Raw genomic sequence first — 18649 nt, 5'->3', positions numbered from 1 at the left:
GCCCGCTCTCCGGCCGGAGTGCGGGCCACCGGTGCGTCGACCGCCCGCCGGCGCCCGGGCCGGGTGCGTCAGGTCCGGGTACCTCAGGACCGGGGAGCGCGGGTGCCGGACCTGGCCATGGTGAGGAAGACGCCGACGCAGCACGTCAGGAGGAGCGCGGTGGCGAGCAGGCTGGGTCGTGCCGCCTTCCCCAGGCCCCACGTGCAGAACCGGACGGTGAAGGGGACGGCCAGGGAGACGCTGGTGGTGAACAGCGCGCCCCGGCGCAGGAACAGCTCGTGCTGGATCACGTAGGCCGGCACGTACACCCCGCAACCGAGCAGCAGGATCTGCCCCCACTGCACGAGGGTGAGGTGGCCGAAGGAGTTGCGGGCCAGCGCGGGCAGCAGCAGCATCAGCGCCCCGGCCGCGAACACGGACGGCAGGGCCACCACCGAGGAGACGTCAGGGGCGAGCTTGCCGTAGAAGTGCGCGTACAGCGCCATCGAGACCATGGCGGCCACGGCGGCCAGCACTCCGACCAGCGCGCGGGTGGGGGTGACGCCGCCCCGGACGCCGAACCCGCTCCCCCGGTCGAGGAGGCCGTAGGCGACCGCCGCCGCGGCAGCCACGCAGGTGCCCACCAGTGCGGTCATGCCGGGGCGTTCGCGGAACAGCCACAGGCCGAGCACGAACGTCACGCAGGGCAGGAGCGCGAGGACGACGTTGGTGGTCGCGGCGCCGATCAGCCCGATGGCCCAGACCGAGGCCATCGAGTAGCCGAAGACCCCCAGGGCGCCCAGGGCGGCGACGGCGCGCGGGCGGCTGCGCACCACCTCCAGCGCGGGGCGTCTGGTGGTCCGGCGGGCGGCGGCGAGCAGCGACAGCCCGACGCAGCTGGTGCCCGCGCGGCCGGCGGCGACGGCGAACGGATCGGCGTGGGCGACCAGGTCCCCGGACAGCAGCCACGTCAGCGACAGCAGCGCCACCAGCGCTGCGGCCATGAGCAGGCTGGGCCCCCAGGCGAGTTCGCGCGCGGCCCTGCCGGTCCCCGGCGCGGTGGCGCCGGCCCGCGGTTTCGTCGACGCGTCCGTCACGGTCGCGCGGCCCCCCTCGTCGTCACGGGCCCGCGGCCCAGAGCTTTCCCCGGATGCGTGGTCCACGGTACTTGCCCCTGTCCCCGCCCGGTTGCCGGGGCGGGGACAGGGGCGGGGACGGGTGCCGTGTTCCTCGCGGTGACCGTGTCAGTCGTTGATGAGGTCGAACTCCTCCCAGGGGCCGATCGCCGTGCGGTTGGCGATCAGCGCCGAGGCGCCGGCGTCCTCGGCCGTGACGATCTGCTGGTTGTTGTAGGCGCGGAAACTGACGCTGCCGTCGGAGTTGTGCAGGAGGTAGAACGTCTCCCACGGGCCGACCGCACCGCGGTTGGCGATCAGCGGCGAGCTGCCCTTGTTCTCGGCGGTGACCCACTGGTTGTCGGAGTGCGCCCTCAGGTTCACGGTGTTGTTGTTGTTCGCGATCAGGTCGAAGGTCTCGTTGGTGCCGATCGAGGTGGCGTCGGCGATGAGCGAGGTGGTGCTGTTCGCCGCGTCGACGTACTTGCCGTTGGCGTGGGCCTTGAGGCTGATCACGGACTGGGTGGGCGGCGGGAACGTGGTGGTGTTGTTCGTGTAGCCGGCCGCGGTGACGTTGGCCTGCACGGCGTTCTCGGTGGCGTCGGTCGGGAAGCCCTTGGTGACGGCGCCCTCGAAGAACTCACCGGTGCCTTCGGGGCTGTTGTCGCCGCCGGTGCCCAACTCGATGGAGGGCTGCACCTTCATCGGGTTGTAGCCGTTGGGTAGGGCGCCGGAATACGCCTGTGACAGCCCGCCGGATTGCCCGTTTCCGTATTTCAGCGTGAAGTTCGTCGTGCCGTTGTTCTTCTCCCAGGCGGTCACGAACGAGCCGGTCTCGCTGGGGATGTTCGACGGGTTGGGGCCGGCCGCGCTGAAGTACATGCCGTTCTCGAGGTCGCCGCCGACCCAGGGGCCGGAGCCGGTGCAGCCGCCGGTCCAGCAGGCGGAGCCGTAGTAGATCGCGTTCATGGTCGCGTTGCCGTCGTCGGAGTCGTCGGTCTCGGCCGAGCCGAAGTCGAAGCAGCAGCTGCTGCTGGTGAGGTTCGACGACGTGAGCATGTACAGGCCCTCCGGCTGCGAGCCGGTGGGCACGTTCTTGGCGGCGTTGTTGCGGTATCCGGTACCGATGTTGTTGACCAGCACGCCGTAGGCGCCCTGGCCGCCGATGGTGATCGGCAGCGCCATCGCGTCCGCGCCGATGTCCGAGCCGTTCGGGCCGGGGCCGGAAAGCCCGCCCGAGCAGCCGGAGCAGGAACTGCCCGGCGAGATGGGCAGGTTGTTGGCGTTGGGCGTCTGGTCGTACAGCTGGGTGATGATGCACGTCGTGCCGGCGCAGAAGGAGACCTGCGGCGCCGAGGCGACCAGACCGCCGGCCGACGCGAGTCCGATGTTCAGGGTGCTGCTGTCCGAGGCGCGCTGGATCTGGTACAGCGGGCCGTCGTACGAGGAGAACATCGCCCGGGTGGTGCTGTACGCCGCCTCACACGGCGTGCCACCGGACGCGTAGATGTCGCAGGGCCCCGATGAAGCCGCCTCGGCGCGGGTCGCCGTGCCGAGGACCGGCACCGCGATCGCCACCGCGAGCAGGATCGCGATCAGCAGCCGCGTCCGGCGTCGGAGTGTGAGTAAGACCAGCACAAATGCCTCCGGAAATGTGATGGTGCCATTCCGCCCGTGGCGTTGAGCCGGATCTCGGCCGCGCTCATCGTCGGGCGCGGTCGGGGATCGCCGGTTTCTGCGCAGTGTTGTGGCAAAAGGCGGCGTCCCCAGTGGCGCAGCACACATGTTCAGCTGGCTCTAGACATAAGTCAAGACGATGGACTGGCCACGATGGACCTTTCAAAGATTCTTCGGGGGAAAGGTGGCGCAAACGTCCGGAGCCTTCCGCACAAAGTGAGCACAACCGGTCGAACGGGCGCTCGCGGGGCGGGTGCCGGCCTCCTCGGCCCGGGCTCGCCGGCGGGCACCGCGCCGGGCGTCGACATCGTCGGCTCGCAGGGCATGACGTGGCACGGTTACGCGGGATGCGCGGGGAGGTAGCCGAGCAGTTCCGCGTTGACCGCGTCGGGGCGTTCGAGGTAGCCGATGTGGCCGCAGTCGGGGATCTCGACGTAGCGGGAACCGGGCAGGGCCGCGGCGAGTTCGCGGGTGAGCCGGGGGCGGACCACGAGGTCGTCGGCGAAGGCGACGACGAGGCAGGGGCGGCTGACGCGGCGGTAGGCGGCGAGCCGGTCGGGGATCAGGGCGAGGTCGAGCTGCGCGCGGGCGGCGACGGTGTCGGGAAGGGCGAGCTCGAACAGGCTCAGCCAGTCCGTGAGCCGGCCGGCGTCCTCCAGGGTTCGGGGCGAGAGGTTCTGGAGGGCGTGGCGGTGGGCCGCGACCTCGGGCGGAAGCCGCACACCGCTGTCGGCGAGTGCGAGGTCCGCCGCGGTCCCGGCGGCGATCAGCGCGTCCGTACGCCCGCTGCCGGCCATCAGGACGGCCCGGTCGACGAGTTCGGGCCGGGCGACGACGAGTTCCTGGACGATGATCGCGCCCAGCGAGTGCCCGACCAGCCGGCACGGCCCGGCGCCGAGGTGCTCGATCAGCCCCGCGACGTCGGCGACCATGTCGGCGAGGGTGAACGAGCCGGGGGCGGCCGGCTCCGGGCCGAGGCCCCGGTTGTCGAGCGTGATCACCCGGTGGCCGGCCCCGGTCAGCGCCGGTACCTGGTGGGCGCGCCACACCCGGCCCGGCGCGCCGGTGCCGGCCACCAGCACCACGGGCGGCGCCGCGGGCGCGCCGAACTCCTCGTACGCGAGGCTCCTGCCGTTGATCCGCGCGGTCGGCACCCTCTCACCCGCTCCCGGCCGCGAACCGGCCGACCTTGCCGATGACGTCCTCGCCGTAGATCCGCAGCGCCTGCTGGAGGGCGAACTCGGCCATGTAGGCGCGGAATCCGTCCTCCGGCTCCTCGGCGAGGTGGAGCATCCGGCGGTTGGCGAGGACGGCCTCGCCATCGAGGCGGTCCAGACCGCGTTCGATCGCGGCGTCCATCTCCTCGGGCTCGACGACCTCGTCGACCAGCAGCCGGGCCGCCGGCTCCGCCGCCCGGACGCGGCGGCCGCCGAGGATGACCTGCCGGGCCAGGCGCGGGCCGGCGAACCGGGTGAGGCGGAAGTTGGCGGCGCCGGGGACGATGCCTTCCTTGGCGGCGGGCAGGCTGAAGTACGCGTCCGAGGCGGCGATGACATGGTCGAAGACCAGCAGCATCTGCATGCCACCGCCGATCGCGAAGCCGTCGACCGCGGCCAGCCAGGGTTTGGCCGCGTGCCGGGTGTGCCACGTCCCGGTGCCGCCGAGGTCACCGGCCTGGATGCCGTGGGCGAGCTTGCGCAGGTAGCCGAGCTCGCGGCGGAGCAGGAAGTCGACCAGCGAGATGCCGCCGGAGCTGAGGCTCTTGAGGTTGATGCCGGCGCAGAAGATCCGCCTGCCGCGGTAGCGGGGGTGGGCCATCTCGCCGCCGCGCACCAGGCCGACCCGGATGGCCGGGTCGAGCAGGGCGAGGTCGACGGCGGTCTCCATGTCGTCGACCTGCCGGCCGTCCTCGGCGTTGAGCCGGTCGTCCCGGCAGAGCGTCAGCCGGGCGACGCCGTCGCGGCGTTCGAGGTGGACGGACTCCGTCCGGAGCACCCCGGTGCGCCGGAACTCGGGGAGCAGCAGGGTCGCGCGGGCGGTGGGGCGGAGCATCGCGTCGAGCAGGTGCGGGCCGGCGACGGGCGAGCGGAGCACCGCGCGCAGCAGGATGCCCTGGTCGATCTCGTGGCCTTCCTTGTCGGCCTGGGGTCGGGCGCGCTCCTCGGCCATCCGCTCGGGGGTCGGGACGAGGCCGGGGAAGGCGGCCGCGGCCGCCTCGACCAGTTCGTCCAGGCGCAGGGCGCGGGTGAGGCCGTCGGTGAGGTGCGCGTAGACGGCGTCCACGTGCGCGTCGAGGAAGCGCGAGCGCGCGGCGCGGGCGGTGTCCTTCGCCGCGTCGGCGGCCTCGCGAGCGGCGGGGCCGCGGCCGGCCGGGCTCGGCAGCCCGGCGAGCACGCGGTCGGCCTCGGCGGCGGCCGCGGTGACGGTCACCGCGGCGGCCTCGGCGGCGCTCACGGTGACGGTCACGGCAGTGGCCTCGGCGGCGGCCGCGGTGACGGTCTCGGCGGCGGCCTGGGTGGCGGGGCGCACGCCGGGAAGGTCCGGTACCCGGGTGGACTCCGGCGAGCGGCCTGGGGGGACGCCGGTCACGCCGGCTCCCGCGCGGCGCGGCGCAGGGCACGGTCGCAGGCGGCCAGGTGGGAGCCGAGCGCGTCTTCGAAGGAGGTCGTCGCGTCGTCGAGGAGGAGCTGGCGGCGGACGGCGAGTTCGCTGCCGCCGCCGTCGCCGTAGCGCAGGACCAGGTCGGCCAGGGCGCGGTCCGGGTCGTCCGACACCTCGTCGGCCAGGCCCAGGGCAAGGGCCTCCTCGGCGCCGACGGGGTCGCCGAACAGGACGGCGCGGCGGGCGCGGCCGGCGCCGAGGAGGCGGACCAGCCGGAAGGCGGCCATACCGGGCCAGGTGGCCTCGCCGTCGGCGGGCAGCGTCAGCCGCGTGCCGGGTGCCACGACGCGCAGGTCGGCGGCGAGGAGGGCGTCGAGGGCGCAGCCGCCGGTGTCGCCCGCGGCGACGGCCACGGTCACGGCGGGAAGCCGCTCGAAGCGGCGCAGGGTGCGCTCCCACTTGGTGACGACGGCGGTGTCCAGGCCGGTCACCCAGTCGGGGTCGGGCATGCCGGCGACCCGCAGCACGGCGACCGCGCCGGGCCCGGTGTCCTCCACCCGGTCGCAGAGATCGGCGAGTTCCTTGACGGCCACCGGCGTCGGCGGCCGTCGGCCGTCCACGGCCAGGGTCAGGGCCGGCGCTTCGTCCACGGTCTTGTCTCCCGTCACCACTTCACCAGCACCGTTTCGAGGGTCGATCCCGGACCCATGGTCATCAGCACTCCGTAGTCGCCGGGTTCGGCGGCCTTCTCGTCGAGCAGCCGCTCGTAGGAGAAGAGGAACGACCCGCTCGACACGTTGCCGTAGTCCCGCAGCACGCCGACGGTGTGCCGCAGGTCGTGGCGGGTGAGGCCGATGTTGACGACGACCGAGTCGATGACCTTCTTGCCGCCGGAGTGCACCAGCCAGTGCCGGATGTCGGCGCGGCGCAGTCCGGTGCCCGCGAGCAGCCGGTCGATGACGATCTCGGCGTGCGCGCCCACCACGTAGGGCACCTGCGGGTCGAGGTAGAAGCTGAACCGCTCCAGGTCGCGGTCCCAGTCGTAGCGCATCGCGCCCACGGCCTCGGGGATGATGCAGCTCGCGAACTTCAGGAGGGTGGGGCCCTCGCCGCCGGCGACGCCGTCCTCCGCGGGGCCCGAACGCAGCGCGACCGCGCCCGCGCCGTCGCCGAACAGGCTGTTGACGACCGCGGTACGCATGGTGGAGTCCATGGCGTACGCGGCGGAGCACGCCTCGGTGCAGAGCACCACGGCGAGTTCGCCGGGGTGGGCGGCCGACCAGCCGGCCACCACGTTCAGGGCGTTGAGGCCGGCGTTGCAGCCCATGCCGACGATGTCGCTGCGGGAGCAGTGCCGGTCGATGCCGAGTTCGCGGATGAGCAGCGCGCTGATGCCCGGGGTGAGGAAGCCGGTGGAGGTCACGCAGCACAGGTGGCGCAGGTCGGAGAGTTCGGCGCCGGCCCGCTTGAGGCAGGCGCGCAGCGCCTCGGCGCCCATCTCGATCGCCGATCTCCTGTGCTTGTCCAGCAGGTCGCCCTGCGTCTCGGGGCTGCGGACGCCGTCGGGGCCGGGGTCGGGGAGGGTCAGGTAACGCCGTTCGATGGCGCTGTTGCGGAAGACGGAGCCGATCCTGGGGTCGGTGATCGCGAAGGCGTCGAGGACCTCCTGCTGGGAGTAGGAGGTCGGGGACACCGCGGTGCCCACACCGATGATGCGCGGCCGGTACGCGGCGGTGACGACGCCTTCGCCGGCCTCCAGCGTGATGGTCATCGGAAGGTCCACCCCCACATCCGGCGCTTGGCGCACGGACGTTGGCGTGATATCGGCGTCGTGCCGAGTTCTCTCACGGTTCTCACCCTTTCGGGACGGTCGGGAAAATGCTGTGCTACGGGATTCTGGTGACGTCGGGGAGGTCTTCGTCCGCCGCGCTCTGCGCCTCGATGAAATCGCCGAGCCGCGCCGTGCCCTCCTCGATTTCCGCTGTCGTCAGATAACTGGTGGACAGGCGGAGGGCGCGCTCGCCGCCGCCGTTCGGATAGAAGTAGCTCATGGGTGTCCACAGCACGCCGAATTTCTCGGCGGAGCGGGCAAGTGCCGTGTTGTCGGCCCGGAAAGGGACCTGGACGCTGAGGAAGAAGCCGCCGCTGGGCTCGTTCCAGTGGACGCCGAGTGCCTCGCGGCGCGGTGCCGTGAGGCGGGCGTCGAGACAGCGCAGCGTGGTGCGCATGGCGTCGCCGTAGTAGGCGGCGGGTTCGGCGTTGAGCGAGGAGATCCGGCCGTCCGCGGCGAGCAGGGCGCCGGCCACGACGGCCTGGCTGAGCGAGGGGGTGTTGACCGTCACCATGCTCTTGATGCGGGTGAGTTCGTCGGCGAGCAGGCCGCCGCCGCCCTCGTCGTCGCGCACCTCCTGGTCGGCGACGGCGAAGCCGACGCGGGCACCGGGGAAGACCGTCTTGGAGTACGAGCCGAGGTGGACCACGCTCCGGGCCCGGTCGAGGGCCTTGAGGGTGGGCAGTTGGGCCCCGGGGCTCACCCGCCGGTAGGGGCTGTCCTCGATGATCAGGATGCCGTGCCGTTCGGCGGCGTCGAGGAGCCGGGTGCGCGTGTCCAGGTCCATGGTGTGCCCGGAGGGGTTGGAGTGGTCCGGGATGGCGTACAGCGCGCGGGGCCGCCGGCCGGCGGCCCGCTCGCGGGCGATGACGGCCTCCAGTTCCGCGCAGGAGAAGCCGTCCTCCCCCTCGTCGACCGGGACGACGGTCGCGCCCAGCAGCCGCGACGCGCCGGTGATGCCCGAGTAGCAGGGGCTGGCCGCCAGCAGGACGTCCTCGGGGCGGGCGATGAGGGCACGCACCACCAGCAGCATGGCCTCCTGCGCGCCGACCGTGACGACGATCGACTCGGGCGGCACGTCGATGTCCTCGTCGGCGCGGAGCGAGTCGGTGATGATGCCGCGGATCTGGCCGGCGGTGGGGCCGTACTGGTAGAGCGCGGTACGGACCTCGGCGGGGGTACGGCCCTGGGCGGCGAGGTGGTCGAGGTAGCCGCGGAGGTGGTCGAAGATCTGCTCGACGTCGAAGAAGCCGTCGTAGGGGCGGCCGGGCGCGAAGGAGATGGCGTCCGGGTAGCGGTGCGTGATCTCGTTCAGGAACGTCATGGTGTCCAGGACGGGATCGCTGACGCAGGCGTGCAACTCCGCCCGGCGCAGCGGAAGACCGCGCGGAGCGGCCGTAGGAACTGTCGACGCTGTTGCGGACTCGGGCGCGGACACGGTTCACCCCCGGTGGGAATCCATGGCGCTGAAGACCCGGAAATACCTACGTCTTTCGCGCCGATTTCAGCGCCAGCATCACACGGTTCCCATCGCGGTAACAACATGTCCAAGGGGCCGGAATTGCCGGTTGGACGAGGCACGTCGAAGAACGCGGGAGACCGATAGACTCGGCTTTTCTCGACCATTTTCACCACAGCGCCGCAGAAACGTGCGAGCGGTGCCGGAAGATCGGCTGTGCGGCGCCCTTCAATTCCCCCGCGTCCGCTGGCGTCGGTCCTTTCCGGTGGTCGCACGGACGGACCCGCCCCGCTGCCGGGACAGGTCCGTCCGTTTCCTGCGTGCTGCCGGGATCGGCCTCGCCGTGGTGCGGGGATCAGCCCGCCGAGGCGGCGATGTCCCGCCTCACACGTGTCGCGAAGTCCTCCCACATCTCGGCGACCTCGACGGCGAGGTCGGCGACGATGCCGCTGCAGTGCGGCGGGACGTTGCCGATGATCGCCTCCCACTCCTCCTCCCGGACCGCGTGGATCGCCAGCAGCCGCAGCAGGGTGCGGCCGGTCTCGGAGAAGCGCAGCGCCGGGTCGGCGGTCAGCCGCTTCACCAGGACGACGCGGTCGGGCGCCGCGTCCGCACGGGCCCGGCGCACGGCGCGGGCCAGCCGCAGGGTGGCGGGTTCCGTGTGCGGGGTCCGGGCGGGCCGCGACGCGGAGTCGGACTCGGACTCGGACTGCACGTGGACCTTGACCTGGACAGGGATCGTGGGCACCAGCTCGGAGTCCTCGTGCGGGTCGGGCTCGGCGTCCTGGTCACGGCGGTACGAGCGGGGCAGCAGCGGCTCCCCGTTCCTCAGCCGGTTGCGCACGTCGCGGGCGGTCTCCGGGGAGATTCCGGCGGCGCGGGCGACCTGACGCAGTGACAGTTCCGGTTGCTCGGTGAGCAGTTCGCCGGCCCGCAGGCGGCCGGCGCTGCCGTTGAGCGGGCGCATGCGGCCGTCCTGGCCGAGCCGCCGCTCGTCCGGGTCGGCGGTACCCGGTGCCAGGCGTCGCCGGATCTCGCTGACGGTGCCGGGCGCGATGCCGGTGACGGTGGCCACTCTGCGGTCGGACCAGTGGGGGTGGGAGTCGATGATCCGTTCCGCGGCGCGCTGGCGGTCGGCCAGGGCGAGCGGTAAGCCGTGCGTGACGTTCAGTTGGACCGCGAGGACGAAGGCGGCCGACTCGTCGCCCTCGAAGAAGCGGGCGGCGATGGTGGTGTCCCCGCGCAGCCGGGCCGCGCGCAGCCGATGGAAGCCGTCGATGACGCGCATCGTGGGACGGTGGACGATGATCGGCGGCAGCGGGTTCGACGCGGCCGCGAGTATCTCGACGTGCTCCTGTCTCTCGCCCGCCAGCCGGGGCGAGCCGGCCAGCCGTAATGCGTCGACTTCTACTTCTGTCACAGCCTGTTGATCGATGAATCCCCCGGACTCCACCCCGACTCCTCACCTGCCCCCTGCCGTGGCGACGGGCAGCTCTTTCGTCAGCGAGAGAGGAACTTCTTCAGCTGAACCATCCGTCCGCGGGATCATTGCTGCTCAGGGTCGAACGCCGCCCTCTCCCCCGATTCGGCATCCAACACCACAAACATCCCCCGTCGTGGATGAGTCCGAACGTAACAGCCCGTCAGATCGTTAGAAACCCCCTGTTACCAGTGGGGTGACGGCTCAGTGAAGAGGTTGGCCGGGTACGACGAAGCGGTGCCCGCGACGCCGTCGGGCGCGTCACGGACACCGCTCAGGGGGCGGGCTCAGCGGAACCGTGGTCCGCCCGGTCCGCCCGGTCCGCCCGGACCACCCGGACCTCCCGGGCCGCCCGGACCCGAACCGCCGGGACCGCCGGGACCACCAGGGCCACCGGGACCGAAGACGACCGGGCCGGGGCCGCCGCCGCCGCCAGGGCCGGGACCGCCGGGACCGGGCCCCCCGCCAGGTCCGAAGAAGACCGGCGCGGGGCCGGGGCCGCCCACCGGTTCCGGCACCCGCCGCTCCGGCAGGTCCTCGACCTCGTAGTCGCCCTCGTACGCGGTGTCGGAGTCGGCGTCGGGGCCGTCGGCCAGGGCGCGTCCGGCGAACTGGGTGCGGTGGAGTTCGGCGTACAGACCGCCGAGTGCGAGCAGTTCGTCGTGGGTGCCGCGCTCCACGATCCGCCCCTGGTCCAGGACGATGATCTGGTCGGCGTCCCGGATGGTGGACAGGCGGTGCGCGATCACCAGCGAGGTCCGGCCCGCGAGCGCGGTCTTGAGGGCCTGCTGCAGGGCGGCCTCGGACTCGGAGTCGAGATGCGCGGTCGCCTCGTCGAGCACGACCACCGGCGGTGCCTTGAGCAGCAGCCGGGCCATGGCGATGCGCTGCTTCTCGCCACCGGAGAGCCGGTAGCCGCGGTCGCCGACCATGGTGTCGAGGCCGTCGGGCAGCGAGGCGACCAGCCGCCAGATCTGCGCGGCCCGGCAGGCGGCGACCAGTTCCTCCTCGGTGGCGTCCGGGCGGGCGTAGAGCAGGTTCTCCCGGATGGTGGTGTGCAGCAGGTGCCCGTCCTGGGTGACCATCCCGATCGTGTCGTTGAGCGACTCCAGCGTCAGGTCGCGCACGTCGTGGCCGTCGATGAGGACGGTGCCCTCCTCCGGGTCGTACAGCCGCGGCACCAGGTGGGTGACGGTGGTCTTGCCGGCCCCGGACGGGCCGACCAGCGCGGTGAGCTTGCCGGCCGGCACGGTGAAGCTGAGGTCACGCAACGCCCAGCTGTCGCCGTCGTGTTCGCGTGTCGGCGTGGCGAACTCCTCGAGGGAGGCCAGCGAGACGTCGGCGGGCCTGGGGTGGCGGAACGACACCCCGCGCAACTCGACGCCGGGGGCCGCGCCGCGGGTCGCGGCCGGCGGCAGCGCCACCGCGTCGGGCTTCTCGGTGACCAGCGGCTGGAGGTCGAGCACCTCGAAGAGCCGGTCGAAGCTGACGAGCGCGGTCATCGCGTCGGCCTGGGCGTTGGACAGCTGGCCCACCGGGCTCATCAGCCGGGTGAGCAGCGTGGTCAGCGCCACCAGGGTGCCGATCTCGAAGGTGCCGTGCACCGCCAGCACCCCGCCGACACCGTAGACCACGGCGGTGGCGATCGCGCCGATGAACATGGACGACAGGAAGAGCAGCTTCATCGCGACGGTGTTGCGGATGCCGATGTCGCGGCCGCGGCCGGCCAGCCGCGCGTAGCGGACGGTCTCCCGGTCCGGACGGCTGTAGAGCTTGGCGAGCAGCGCGCCGGCGACGTTGAACCGCTCGTGCATGAGCGAGCCCATCTCGGCGTTGACCTGCATGTGCCGGCGGGCCAGGCCCTGCAGGCGGCGGCCGATGAGGCGGCCGGGGAGGATGAAGAACGGCACCAGCACCAGCGAGATCAAGGTGACCGTCCACGACAGGTAGAACATCGTGGCCAGCACGAAGACGACGGTCAGTCCGGAGGACACCACGGTGGAGAGCATCTGGGTGACCGCCTGCTGGGCACCGATCACGTCGGTGTTGAGCCGGCTCACCAGGGCGCCGGTCTGCGCGCGGGTGAAGAAGGCCAGCGACTGGCGCTGCACGTGGTCGAAGACCTTCACGCGGAGGTCGTAGACCAGGCCCTCGCTGATCTTGGCGGAGAACCAGGTCTCGCCGAAGCCCACCATGACGGCCAGCAGGGCGACCGCGGCGACGGCGGCCGCGAGCCAGATCACGGTCCCGGTGTCGCGGGCCATGATGCCGTTGTCGATCAGGTACTTGAGCAGCAGGGGCGGAGCGACCGCGCAGGCGGCGTTCAGCGTGGTGCAGACCACGAGAAAGCCTATGGAGCGGCGGTGTCCGCGGGTGTACGGGATGATTCTCTTCGTCGTTCCGGGCTTCGCCCGCTGGCTGTTGTTCGAGGAATCCGGCCCGTCAGATCTGATCATGACCGGGCCGGGTCCGCCCATCATGGCCACAGGTACTCCCTGGGTCGCGTCGCTGCGGTCGGGCGGGCCACTAGCGGGCCGCCTCGGTCTCCCTCATCGCGTCGATGAGGCTCTGCGGACGGAGATCCGTCCAGTTCTCCTCCACATAGGCGAGGCACTCATTGCGCGAGGCTTCCCCGAAAACAAGCCGCCAGCCATTCGGAATTTCAGCGAATGACGGCCACAGCGAATGCTGGTTTTCCTTGTTGACGAGCACCAGAAAGGTCCCGTTTTCGTCATCGAACGGGTTGGCCATGACTGCTCCCGTGGATCGAATTCCCTTGGTGGATAACGAGACCCTAGCCGACCGATTCAGGCCGGAACAAGGTTTCCCATATCCGGAGGCAATCCACGCATATTGATATTGTTATTCCATCGGGCGGGCGGAATCGCGACCAGTCTCACATGCCGGGCCGCCGGCGCGACAGCGTGTCCAACCGGCGATCCCGAGCGCTTGGACACCCGGGCGGCGCGACGCCCCCCATCCGCGGGGGTCGGTCAGGGGGCGCCGCAGTCTTGTCAACCCCTCGGGCCGGCCTGGCTAGTTGGTCGCGAGGGCCTCCGTCGGGGGCAGCCGGGCCGCGCGGACCGCGGGGTAGAAGCCGGCCAGGCCCCCGATGACGAGGGTGGCGGCCATGCCGCCGACCATGGCCCACAGCGGCACCAGCACCGCCCATCCCTTGTAGCTGGCGTAGCCGCCGGTCACCCCGATGCCCAGCAGCACCCCGCCCAGGCCGCCGAGCCCGGACAGCAGCAGCGCCTCGGCGAGGAACTGCACCCTGATCTGGCCGCGGGTGGCGCCGAGCGAGCGGCGCAGCCCGATCTCCGAGCGCCGCTCCAGCACCGAGATGACCATCGTGTTGGCCACCCCGACACCGCCGACCAGCAGCGCGACCCCGCCCAGGCCCACCAGCAGCCCGCTCAGCGCGCTGTCCGTCGCGTTCTTGGCGGCCAGCGCGTCGGAGGGACGGGAGACATTGACCTCGTTGGGGTCCTGCGGGGAGACCGTGGGGCCCAGCACGGCGTGGATCTTCTGGACGTCCGCGTCCTTCGCCCGCGTGTAGACCGTCGTCGGATAGCCGTCGAAGGACAGCTCCTTCTCCGCCACCGACCAGCCCACGAACGCCTGCGTGTCAAGGGCGGGCAGCAGTTGGTTGTCCGCCAGCAGTCCCACCACGGTGAACCAGTGGTTGCCGAGCCACACCTGCACGTCCGGCCCGGCCCGGTGAATCCCGAGGCTCTGCGCCGTCTCCGAACCCAGCACCACGGCCGGGTAGTTGCTGTTGGCGGCGTTGAGCCAGCGGCCGTCCACGATCTTCCCGCCGATGGAGCGCAGCAGGTCGGTACGCGCCGCGCTGACCGACAGGCCGCCGGACTCCACCGCCGGAATGTGGTCGTTGCGGTAGAGCTTCGCGCTCGTGGTGCCCGTCGCGGAGACCGAGACCACCTCCGGCCGGTTCGCGATCATCGCGACGGAGTCCTTGGACAGGTGCGCGGACGCGCCGGTCATGGTGGTGCCCGGGGCGACGGTGAGCAGATTGGTGCCGAGCGCGGCCAGTTTCTTGTTCAGGTCGTTCGTCGAGGAGGTGGAGATGCCCACCACGCCGATCATCGCCGCGATCCCGATCGCGATGCCCAGGGCGGACAGGAAGACCCGCATGGGCCGCGAGCGCAGGCCCCAGCCGCCCACCCGGGCCACGTCGGCCAGGCCCATCCGGGCCGGCCGGGGCCGCGGCGGCGGGGGCAACTGCGCCCAGGGCCGGCCCGGTTCGGCCGGTTGCGTCAGATCCGTCGTGCTCATCGCTCCACCCCCGTGGGCTGTAGTGCCCCGGCCGCGGCCGCCGTCCCCGGGTCGTACTCGATACGGCCGTCCCGCAGCCTGACCTCGCGCGGCAGGGACGCCGCGATGTCGCGGTCGTGGGTGATGACGACCACCGTCGTCCCGGCCTCGTGCAGCTCGTGGAGCAGTTCCATCACCACCGTCCCGGAGCGGGAGTCCAGCGCACCGGTCGGCTCGTCGGCCAGCAGCAGCGGCGGGTTGCCGACCACCGCGCGGGCGATCGCCACCCGCTGCTTCTCACCGCCGGACAGCTGCTGCGGCTCGTGGAAGAGCCGGTGCCCCAGGCCCACCCTGCGCAGCACCTCCTCGGCGGCCCGGCGCCGCTCGCGCCGCGGCCGCCCGCTGTACAGCAGACCGTCCGCCACGCTGTCAAGGGCGGGCACGCCGGAGGCGAGATGGAACTGCTGGAAGACGAAGCCGATGGTGCCGGCCCGCAGCGCGGACAGCTCGCGGTCGTTGAGGTCCTCCACGGCGTGGCCGACGATCGACACGGTTCCCGACGAGGGAAGGTCCAGCGTGCCCATGATGTTGAGCATGGTGGACTTGCCCGAGCCCGAGGGCCCGACGACCGCGAGCATCTCGCCGCGGTGGACCACCAGGTCCGCTGCTGTCAGGGCGGCCACGTCCTGGTACGACTTGCTGACTCCGGCCAGCTCGATCACCGGGTGGGCGGTGACGGTCACTTCGGCACCCCCACGACCGTGCCCGCGGTGATGCCGGCGCCGGAGACCTCGACCATGCCGTTGCCGAACACCCCGAGTCTGACCGTGCGGTACTCGGTCTTCGTCCCGGTCACGACCTCGACCGCGTAGCCGCCGTGCGGCAGCGCGAACAGGGCGCTGATCGGCACCGCCAGGACGTTCTGGCGCGTCTCGGAGGCGAAGTCGACACTGACGGAGGCGGCCTGGTAGGTGCCGAGCTTCTTGGTGTCGGTGACCCGCAGCTCCACCGGGATGGTCGCGTTCGAGGAGCCCGAGTCCGAGTCCGCGGAGCCGGACGAGCCGCCGGCGGACGAGGAACCCGAGTCCGAGGCCCCGGAGTTGTTCGCCGACGTCGGCGTGCCGATGTCCGTCACCACGGCGGTCACCGTGGTGTTGTCCGGCAGCGTGACCGTGCTCTGTCCGCCCTTCCTCGCCAGGTCCGCGTACTGCACGGGCAGGTCCACGGAGATGACCCGATCGGTGCCCGTCCAGGTGAGCACCTGCCCGGAGAGGGTGTCGCCGATGGAGAGCCCGGCCTTGGCGACCCGCCGCGCGCCGGAGGTCACCACCGCGTCGCCGACCTGCACCTCGCCGGTCTTCGGACGGCCCAGCTTCCCCTGCCACGTCTCGACGGCGGCGGCCGTGTTCGCGTCGTAGCTGTCGTCGACCGTGAAACCCCGGTAGCCGAGCGCGTGGAGGTTCTGCTCCAGCATCTTGACGTCGCTCCCGCTGCTGCCGGACTTCAACGTCCGGTACAGCGGCACCGAGCCGTACAGCAGCGGCACGGTTTCCTGGTCCACCTTGTAGACCGGCTCCCCGCGGGTGATGGTGTCGCCGTCGGAGGGCATCCATGTGACGATCCCGGCGGACGTGGTGCCGCCGGACTGCGTGGAGCCGCCGCCCTGCGTGGGGCCGCCGGACCGCGCCGAGCCGGACGACGACCCGGACGAGGACCCGGACGACGGCGGGGCCTGCACGGCCGAGGTGTCGCCGTATCCGAGCTGCCCGTCCATGGTCTGGGAGCTGGTCAGCGTCGTGCGCTGCACCTTCGCGGTGGCGGGCGGCCCGGACGGCGCCGACGTGGCGGCATTGTCGCTCCCACCGCCGAACACGCCGGCGGCGGCGCCACCCGCGGCCGCGGCGGCCACCGCCGCACACGCGACGATCAGCGTGATGCGCGCGCGGCGGCGCCGCCGGTGGCCGCCCGCGGGCGGTCGTGGCTCCACGGTGTCCCCGCTCCCGCCCCCGTCGAAGGAGGTGAGGTCTCCGCCCAGGGGCTCCAACTCTGCGCCCGCCGGGTCCTCGGCGGACCTCCGCGCGACGATCCCCTCGTCCTGGCTGGTCACTGTTGCGGCCCCATCGAGAAGGCGAGCATCCCCCCGGGCCGGATGCTGTAGCAGGCCGCCGCGGCCTTGGCGAACTTGGGATCGTCCCGCCCGGTCACGCCGGCCGCGTTGGCGTCGATGATGATCGCGTCACCGTTCACCTGGGGGTCCGGGAAGTTGGGCAGGCCGTTCTGGCGGAGGCACTTCGCCCATGCCGCGACCTTCGTCGCGTCGAAGGGCCGGGTGCCGGCGGCATTTCCGGCGTTGCCCTGGTACAGCAGGTTCTGGCAGGCCGCCTGGGCCGATTTGAAGGTCGTCGAGGTCTGGTCGACGCTCTTGGGGACGACCACCTTCATGCCGCCCGAGCTGGCCTGGTCCGGGTCGGGGAAGTTCGAGACGCCGTGCTCGCGCATGCACTTCGCGTAGGCGACGCCGGCATTGTTCGTGTTGCTCGTGCTGCTCGACGAAGTGTGGTCGGAGCCGGGAATGTCGCCGGACGCGGACGAGCCCGAATCCGAAGAGCACCCTACGACGAATATTCCGGCGGTCACCGCGGACAGTGTCAGCAGGAGTGGTCCGGCCACGCGCTTTCGATGGTAATTCGGCATGCAGCCAGTTCTACGGGGCGCCCGGTCACACCAGGGTTGCAACCGGGGCCCCGTTCACCGGTTCAGTCGGCCCGGTCCCGCCCGGCGCTTCCCGGCCCGTCGGACGGCACCAACTCGATCGCGGAGACGGGGCAGCGGGACGCGGCCGCGCGCAGCGCCGGCAGCGCCTCCGGCCCCGCCTCACGCACGCGCGGCAGCACCAGACCGTCCTCCTCCGACTGCTCGAAGAACTCCGGTTCGAAGAGCGCGCAGGCACCCGAGCCCACGCAGCTGCCGCGGTCCACCCGAATCCCGACCCGCGCCGCGTCTTCCACCGGCCTCACCAGAGGACCGGCAGCGTCTCGACGCCGAACTGCGGCGCCAGCAGCCGGAAGCGCAGCTCCTCCGCCCCGGCGCCGAGCCGCAGGCCGGGGAACCGCTCCAGCAGCCCGGTGAACGCGACGCGCAACTGGAGCCGTGCCAGCGCCGCGCCCAGGCAGAAGTGGACGCCGTAGCCCAGTGCCAGGTGGCTGCCGGGTTCCCGGGTGATGTCCAGGCCGTCCGCGGCACCGCCGTCACCGCCGTCACCGCCGCTGCCGCCGTCACCAGCGCCGTCACCGCCGCCGCCGTACGGGCAGCGGTTCGCGGCGAACACCGAGCACGACACCACCTCGCCGGCCTTGATCACCTCACCGCCGATCTCCACGTCCACCAGCGCCGTGCGCGGCGAGACGGCCGCCACCACCGACGTGTACCGCATCAGTTCCTCCACCGCCCGGTCCATCAGCTCGGGCCGCTCCCGCAGCAGGGCCAACTGCTCGGGATGGCACAGCAGCGCCAGGGTCCCCAGGGCGATCGTCTCCGACGTGTTCTCCAGCGAGCCGTTGGCGACGCTCTCGCAGATCCCGATCAGCTCCTCGTCCGACACCGCGTCCCCGTGCTCCCGGATCAGTGCCCCGGCCAGGCCCTCGCCCGGATCACGGCGCTGCGCCGCGACCAGCTTCCGGAAGTGCCCGATGTACTCCGACGTCGCCGAGTCACGGCGGGGGCTGTACCGGGAAACACGGTGATCGGCGAGACGGGACAGCTCGGGCAGGTCGTCCCGCGGCAGGCCGAGCAGCTCGGCGAGGACCAGACCGGAGACCGGCCGGGCGAAGTGCCGCATCAGGTCGGCGGGCCTGCCCGCCCGCTCCAGCACGTCCAGGCGCTGCGCCACGATCCGCGTCATCATCGGCTCCAGCGTCTTCATCCGGCGCACCGTGAACATCGGCGCCACCAGTCGCCGTAACCGGGCGTGCTGCTCCCCGTCGGTCTGCAGCAGGCTCCCCGGGTGCGGATCGGGCCTGTGGCCGTCCTGTTCCGGGGGCGGCATGCTGGAGAACCGCTCGGCGTCGGCGAGGATCTGCCGTACCAGCTCGCGGTCGGTCACGAACCACTGAGGCATCCCTCCCGGGCGCCCGAACAGCGGCTTGCGCGCGCTGATCTCCAGGAGTTCCGGCACCGGGTCCAGCATGTTCCGGCGCTTGTCGATCGGGATGTCGAACGACTGCGTCATGCGA

The 18649-nt window shown here is 72.0% G+C and carries 16 protein-coding genes; all 16 read right to left on the bottom strand.

The features are described from left to right. Nucleotides 1–83: 83 nt before the first annotated feature. The 16 genes from AB0399_RS32430 to AB0399_RS32355 all read right to left on the bottom strand — a co-directional run bounded on the left by AB0399_RS32430 (nucleotide 84) and on the right by AB0399_RS32355 (nucleotide 18645). Nucleotides 84–1076 carry a DMT family transporter gene (locus tag AB0399_RS32430; protein WP_366413760.1) on the bottom strand — a complete coding sequence of 331 codons (993 nt, stop codon included), beginning with the start codon at nucleotides 1074–1076 and terminating at the stop codon, nucleotides 84–86. Nucleotides 1077–1223: 147 nt separating this feature from the next. Beyond that, on the bottom strand, nucleotides 1224–2732 hold the full coding sequence (locus AB0399_RS32425) for an arabinofuranosidase catalytic domain-containing protein (RefSeq protein ID WP_366413759.1): 1509 nt from the start codon (nucleotides 2730–2732) through the stop codon (nucleotides 1224–1226). A 377-nt stretch (nucleotides 2733–3109) separates the two neighbouring features. Then, a complete protein-coding gene (locus AB0399_RS32420; protein ID WP_329372637.1) occupies nucleotides 3110–3925 on the bottom strand; it encodes an alpha/beta hydrolase in 816 nt (271 codons plus the stop codon). 4 nt (nucleotides 3926–3929) lie between these two features. Then, nucleotides 3930–5225, bottom strand: coding sequence for a (3,5-dihydroxyphenyl)acetyl-CoA 1,2-dioxygenase DpgC (gene dpgC / locus AB0399_RS32415; protein ID WP_329374537.1), 1296 nt, complete (start codon nucleotides 5223–5225; stop codon nucleotides 3930–3932). Nucleotides 5226–5356: 131 nt separating this feature from the next. Beyond that, nucleotides 5357–6022, bottom strand: coding sequence for an enoyl-CoA-hydratase DpgB (gene dpgB / locus AB0399_RS32410; RefSeq protein ID WP_366413758.1), 666 nt, complete (start codon nucleotides 6020–6022; stop codon nucleotides 5357–5359). Nucleotides 6023–6036: 14 nt separating this feature from the next. Then, a complete protein-coding gene (gene dpgA / locus AB0399_RS32405) occupies nucleotides 6037–7143 on the bottom strand; it encodes a 3,5-dihydroxyphenylacetyl-CoA synthase DpgA (RefSeq protein WP_329372633.1) in 1107 nt (368 codons plus the stop codon). A 115-nt stretch (nucleotides 7144–7258) separates the two neighbouring features. Continuing rightward, a complete protein-coding gene (locus AB0399_RS32400; RefSeq protein ID WP_366413757.1) occupies nucleotides 7259–8527 on the bottom strand; it encodes a PLP-dependent aminotransferase family protein in 1269 nt (422 codons plus the stop codon). Nucleotides 8528–9017: 490 nt separating this feature from the next. Continuing rightward, the gene (locus AB0399_RS32395; RefSeq protein WP_329372629.1) at nucleotides 9018–10082 is read right to left on the bottom strand and encodes a ParB N-terminal domain-containing protein; all 1065 of its coding nucleotides are present in this window, start codon (nucleotides 10080–10082) and stop codon (nucleotides 9018–9020) included. Between the two features lie 347 nt (nucleotides 10083–10429). Then, nucleotides 10430–12598, bottom strand: a complete 2169-nt coding sequence (locus AB0399_RS32390) for an ABC transporter ATP-binding protein (protein WP_366413756.1) — start codon at nucleotides 12596–12598, stop codon at nucleotides 10430–10432. A 70-nt stretch (nucleotides 12599–12668) separates the two neighbouring features. Next, nucleotides 12669–12893, bottom strand: coding sequence for an MbtH family protein (locus AB0399_RS32385; RefSeq protein WP_329372624.1), 225 nt, complete (start codon nucleotides 12891–12893; stop codon nucleotides 12669–12671). A gap of 285 nt (nucleotides 12894–13178) precedes the next feature. Then, on the bottom strand, nucleotides 13179–14351 hold the full coding sequence (locus AB0399_RS32380) for an ABC transporter permease (protein WP_329374535.1): 1173 nt from the start codon (nucleotides 14349–14351) through the stop codon (nucleotides 13179–13181). Nucleotides 14352–14434: 83 nt separating this feature from the next. After that, nucleotides 14435–15160, bottom strand: a complete 726-nt coding sequence (locus AB0399_RS32375) for an ABC transporter ATP-binding protein (protein WP_329372622.1) — start codon at nucleotides 15158–15160, stop codon at nucleotides 14435–14437. Continuing rightward, nucleotides 15157–16524 (bottom strand): peptidoglycan-binding protein, encoded by a 1368-nt coding sequence (locus tag AB0399_RS32370; RefSeq protein WP_366413755.1) that lies wholly within the window; start codon nucleotides 16522–16524, stop codon nucleotides 15157–15159. Before AB0399_RS32370 ends, AB0399_RS32375 begins: the two co-directional genes overlap by 4 nt. Further along, on the bottom strand, nucleotides 16521–17087 hold the full coding sequence (locus AB0399_RS32365; RefSeq protein ID WP_329372618.1) for a hypothetical protein: 567 nt from the start codon (nucleotides 17085–17087) through the stop codon (nucleotides 16521–16523). The genes AB0399_RS32370 and AB0399_RS32365 overlap by 4 nt, the downstream gene beginning before the upstream one ends. Before the next feature lie 86 nt (nucleotides 17088–17173). Next, nucleotides 17174–17425 (bottom strand): ferredoxin, encoded by a 252-nt coding sequence (locus AB0399_RS32360; RefSeq protein WP_329372616.1) that lies wholly within the window; start codon nucleotides 17423–17425, stop codon nucleotides 17174–17176. A gap of 5 nt (nucleotides 17426–17430) precedes the next feature. Next, entirely contained in the window at nucleotides 17431–18645 is a 1215-nt protein-coding gene (locus AB0399_RS32355; protein ID WP_366413754.1) for a cytochrome P450, read from the bottom strand. Nucleotides 18646–18649 lie beyond the last annotated feature (4 nt).

It is taken from the genome of Streptomyces sp. NPDC088194 (assembly GCF_040702025.1).
Taxonomy (GTDB): Bacteria; Actinomycetota; Actinomycetes; order Streptomycetales; family Streptomycetaceae; genus Actinacidiphila.
The sequence above is the reverse complement of the archived record's forward strand: the minus strand, read 5'-3'. Positions and strand labels throughout refer to the sequence as shown.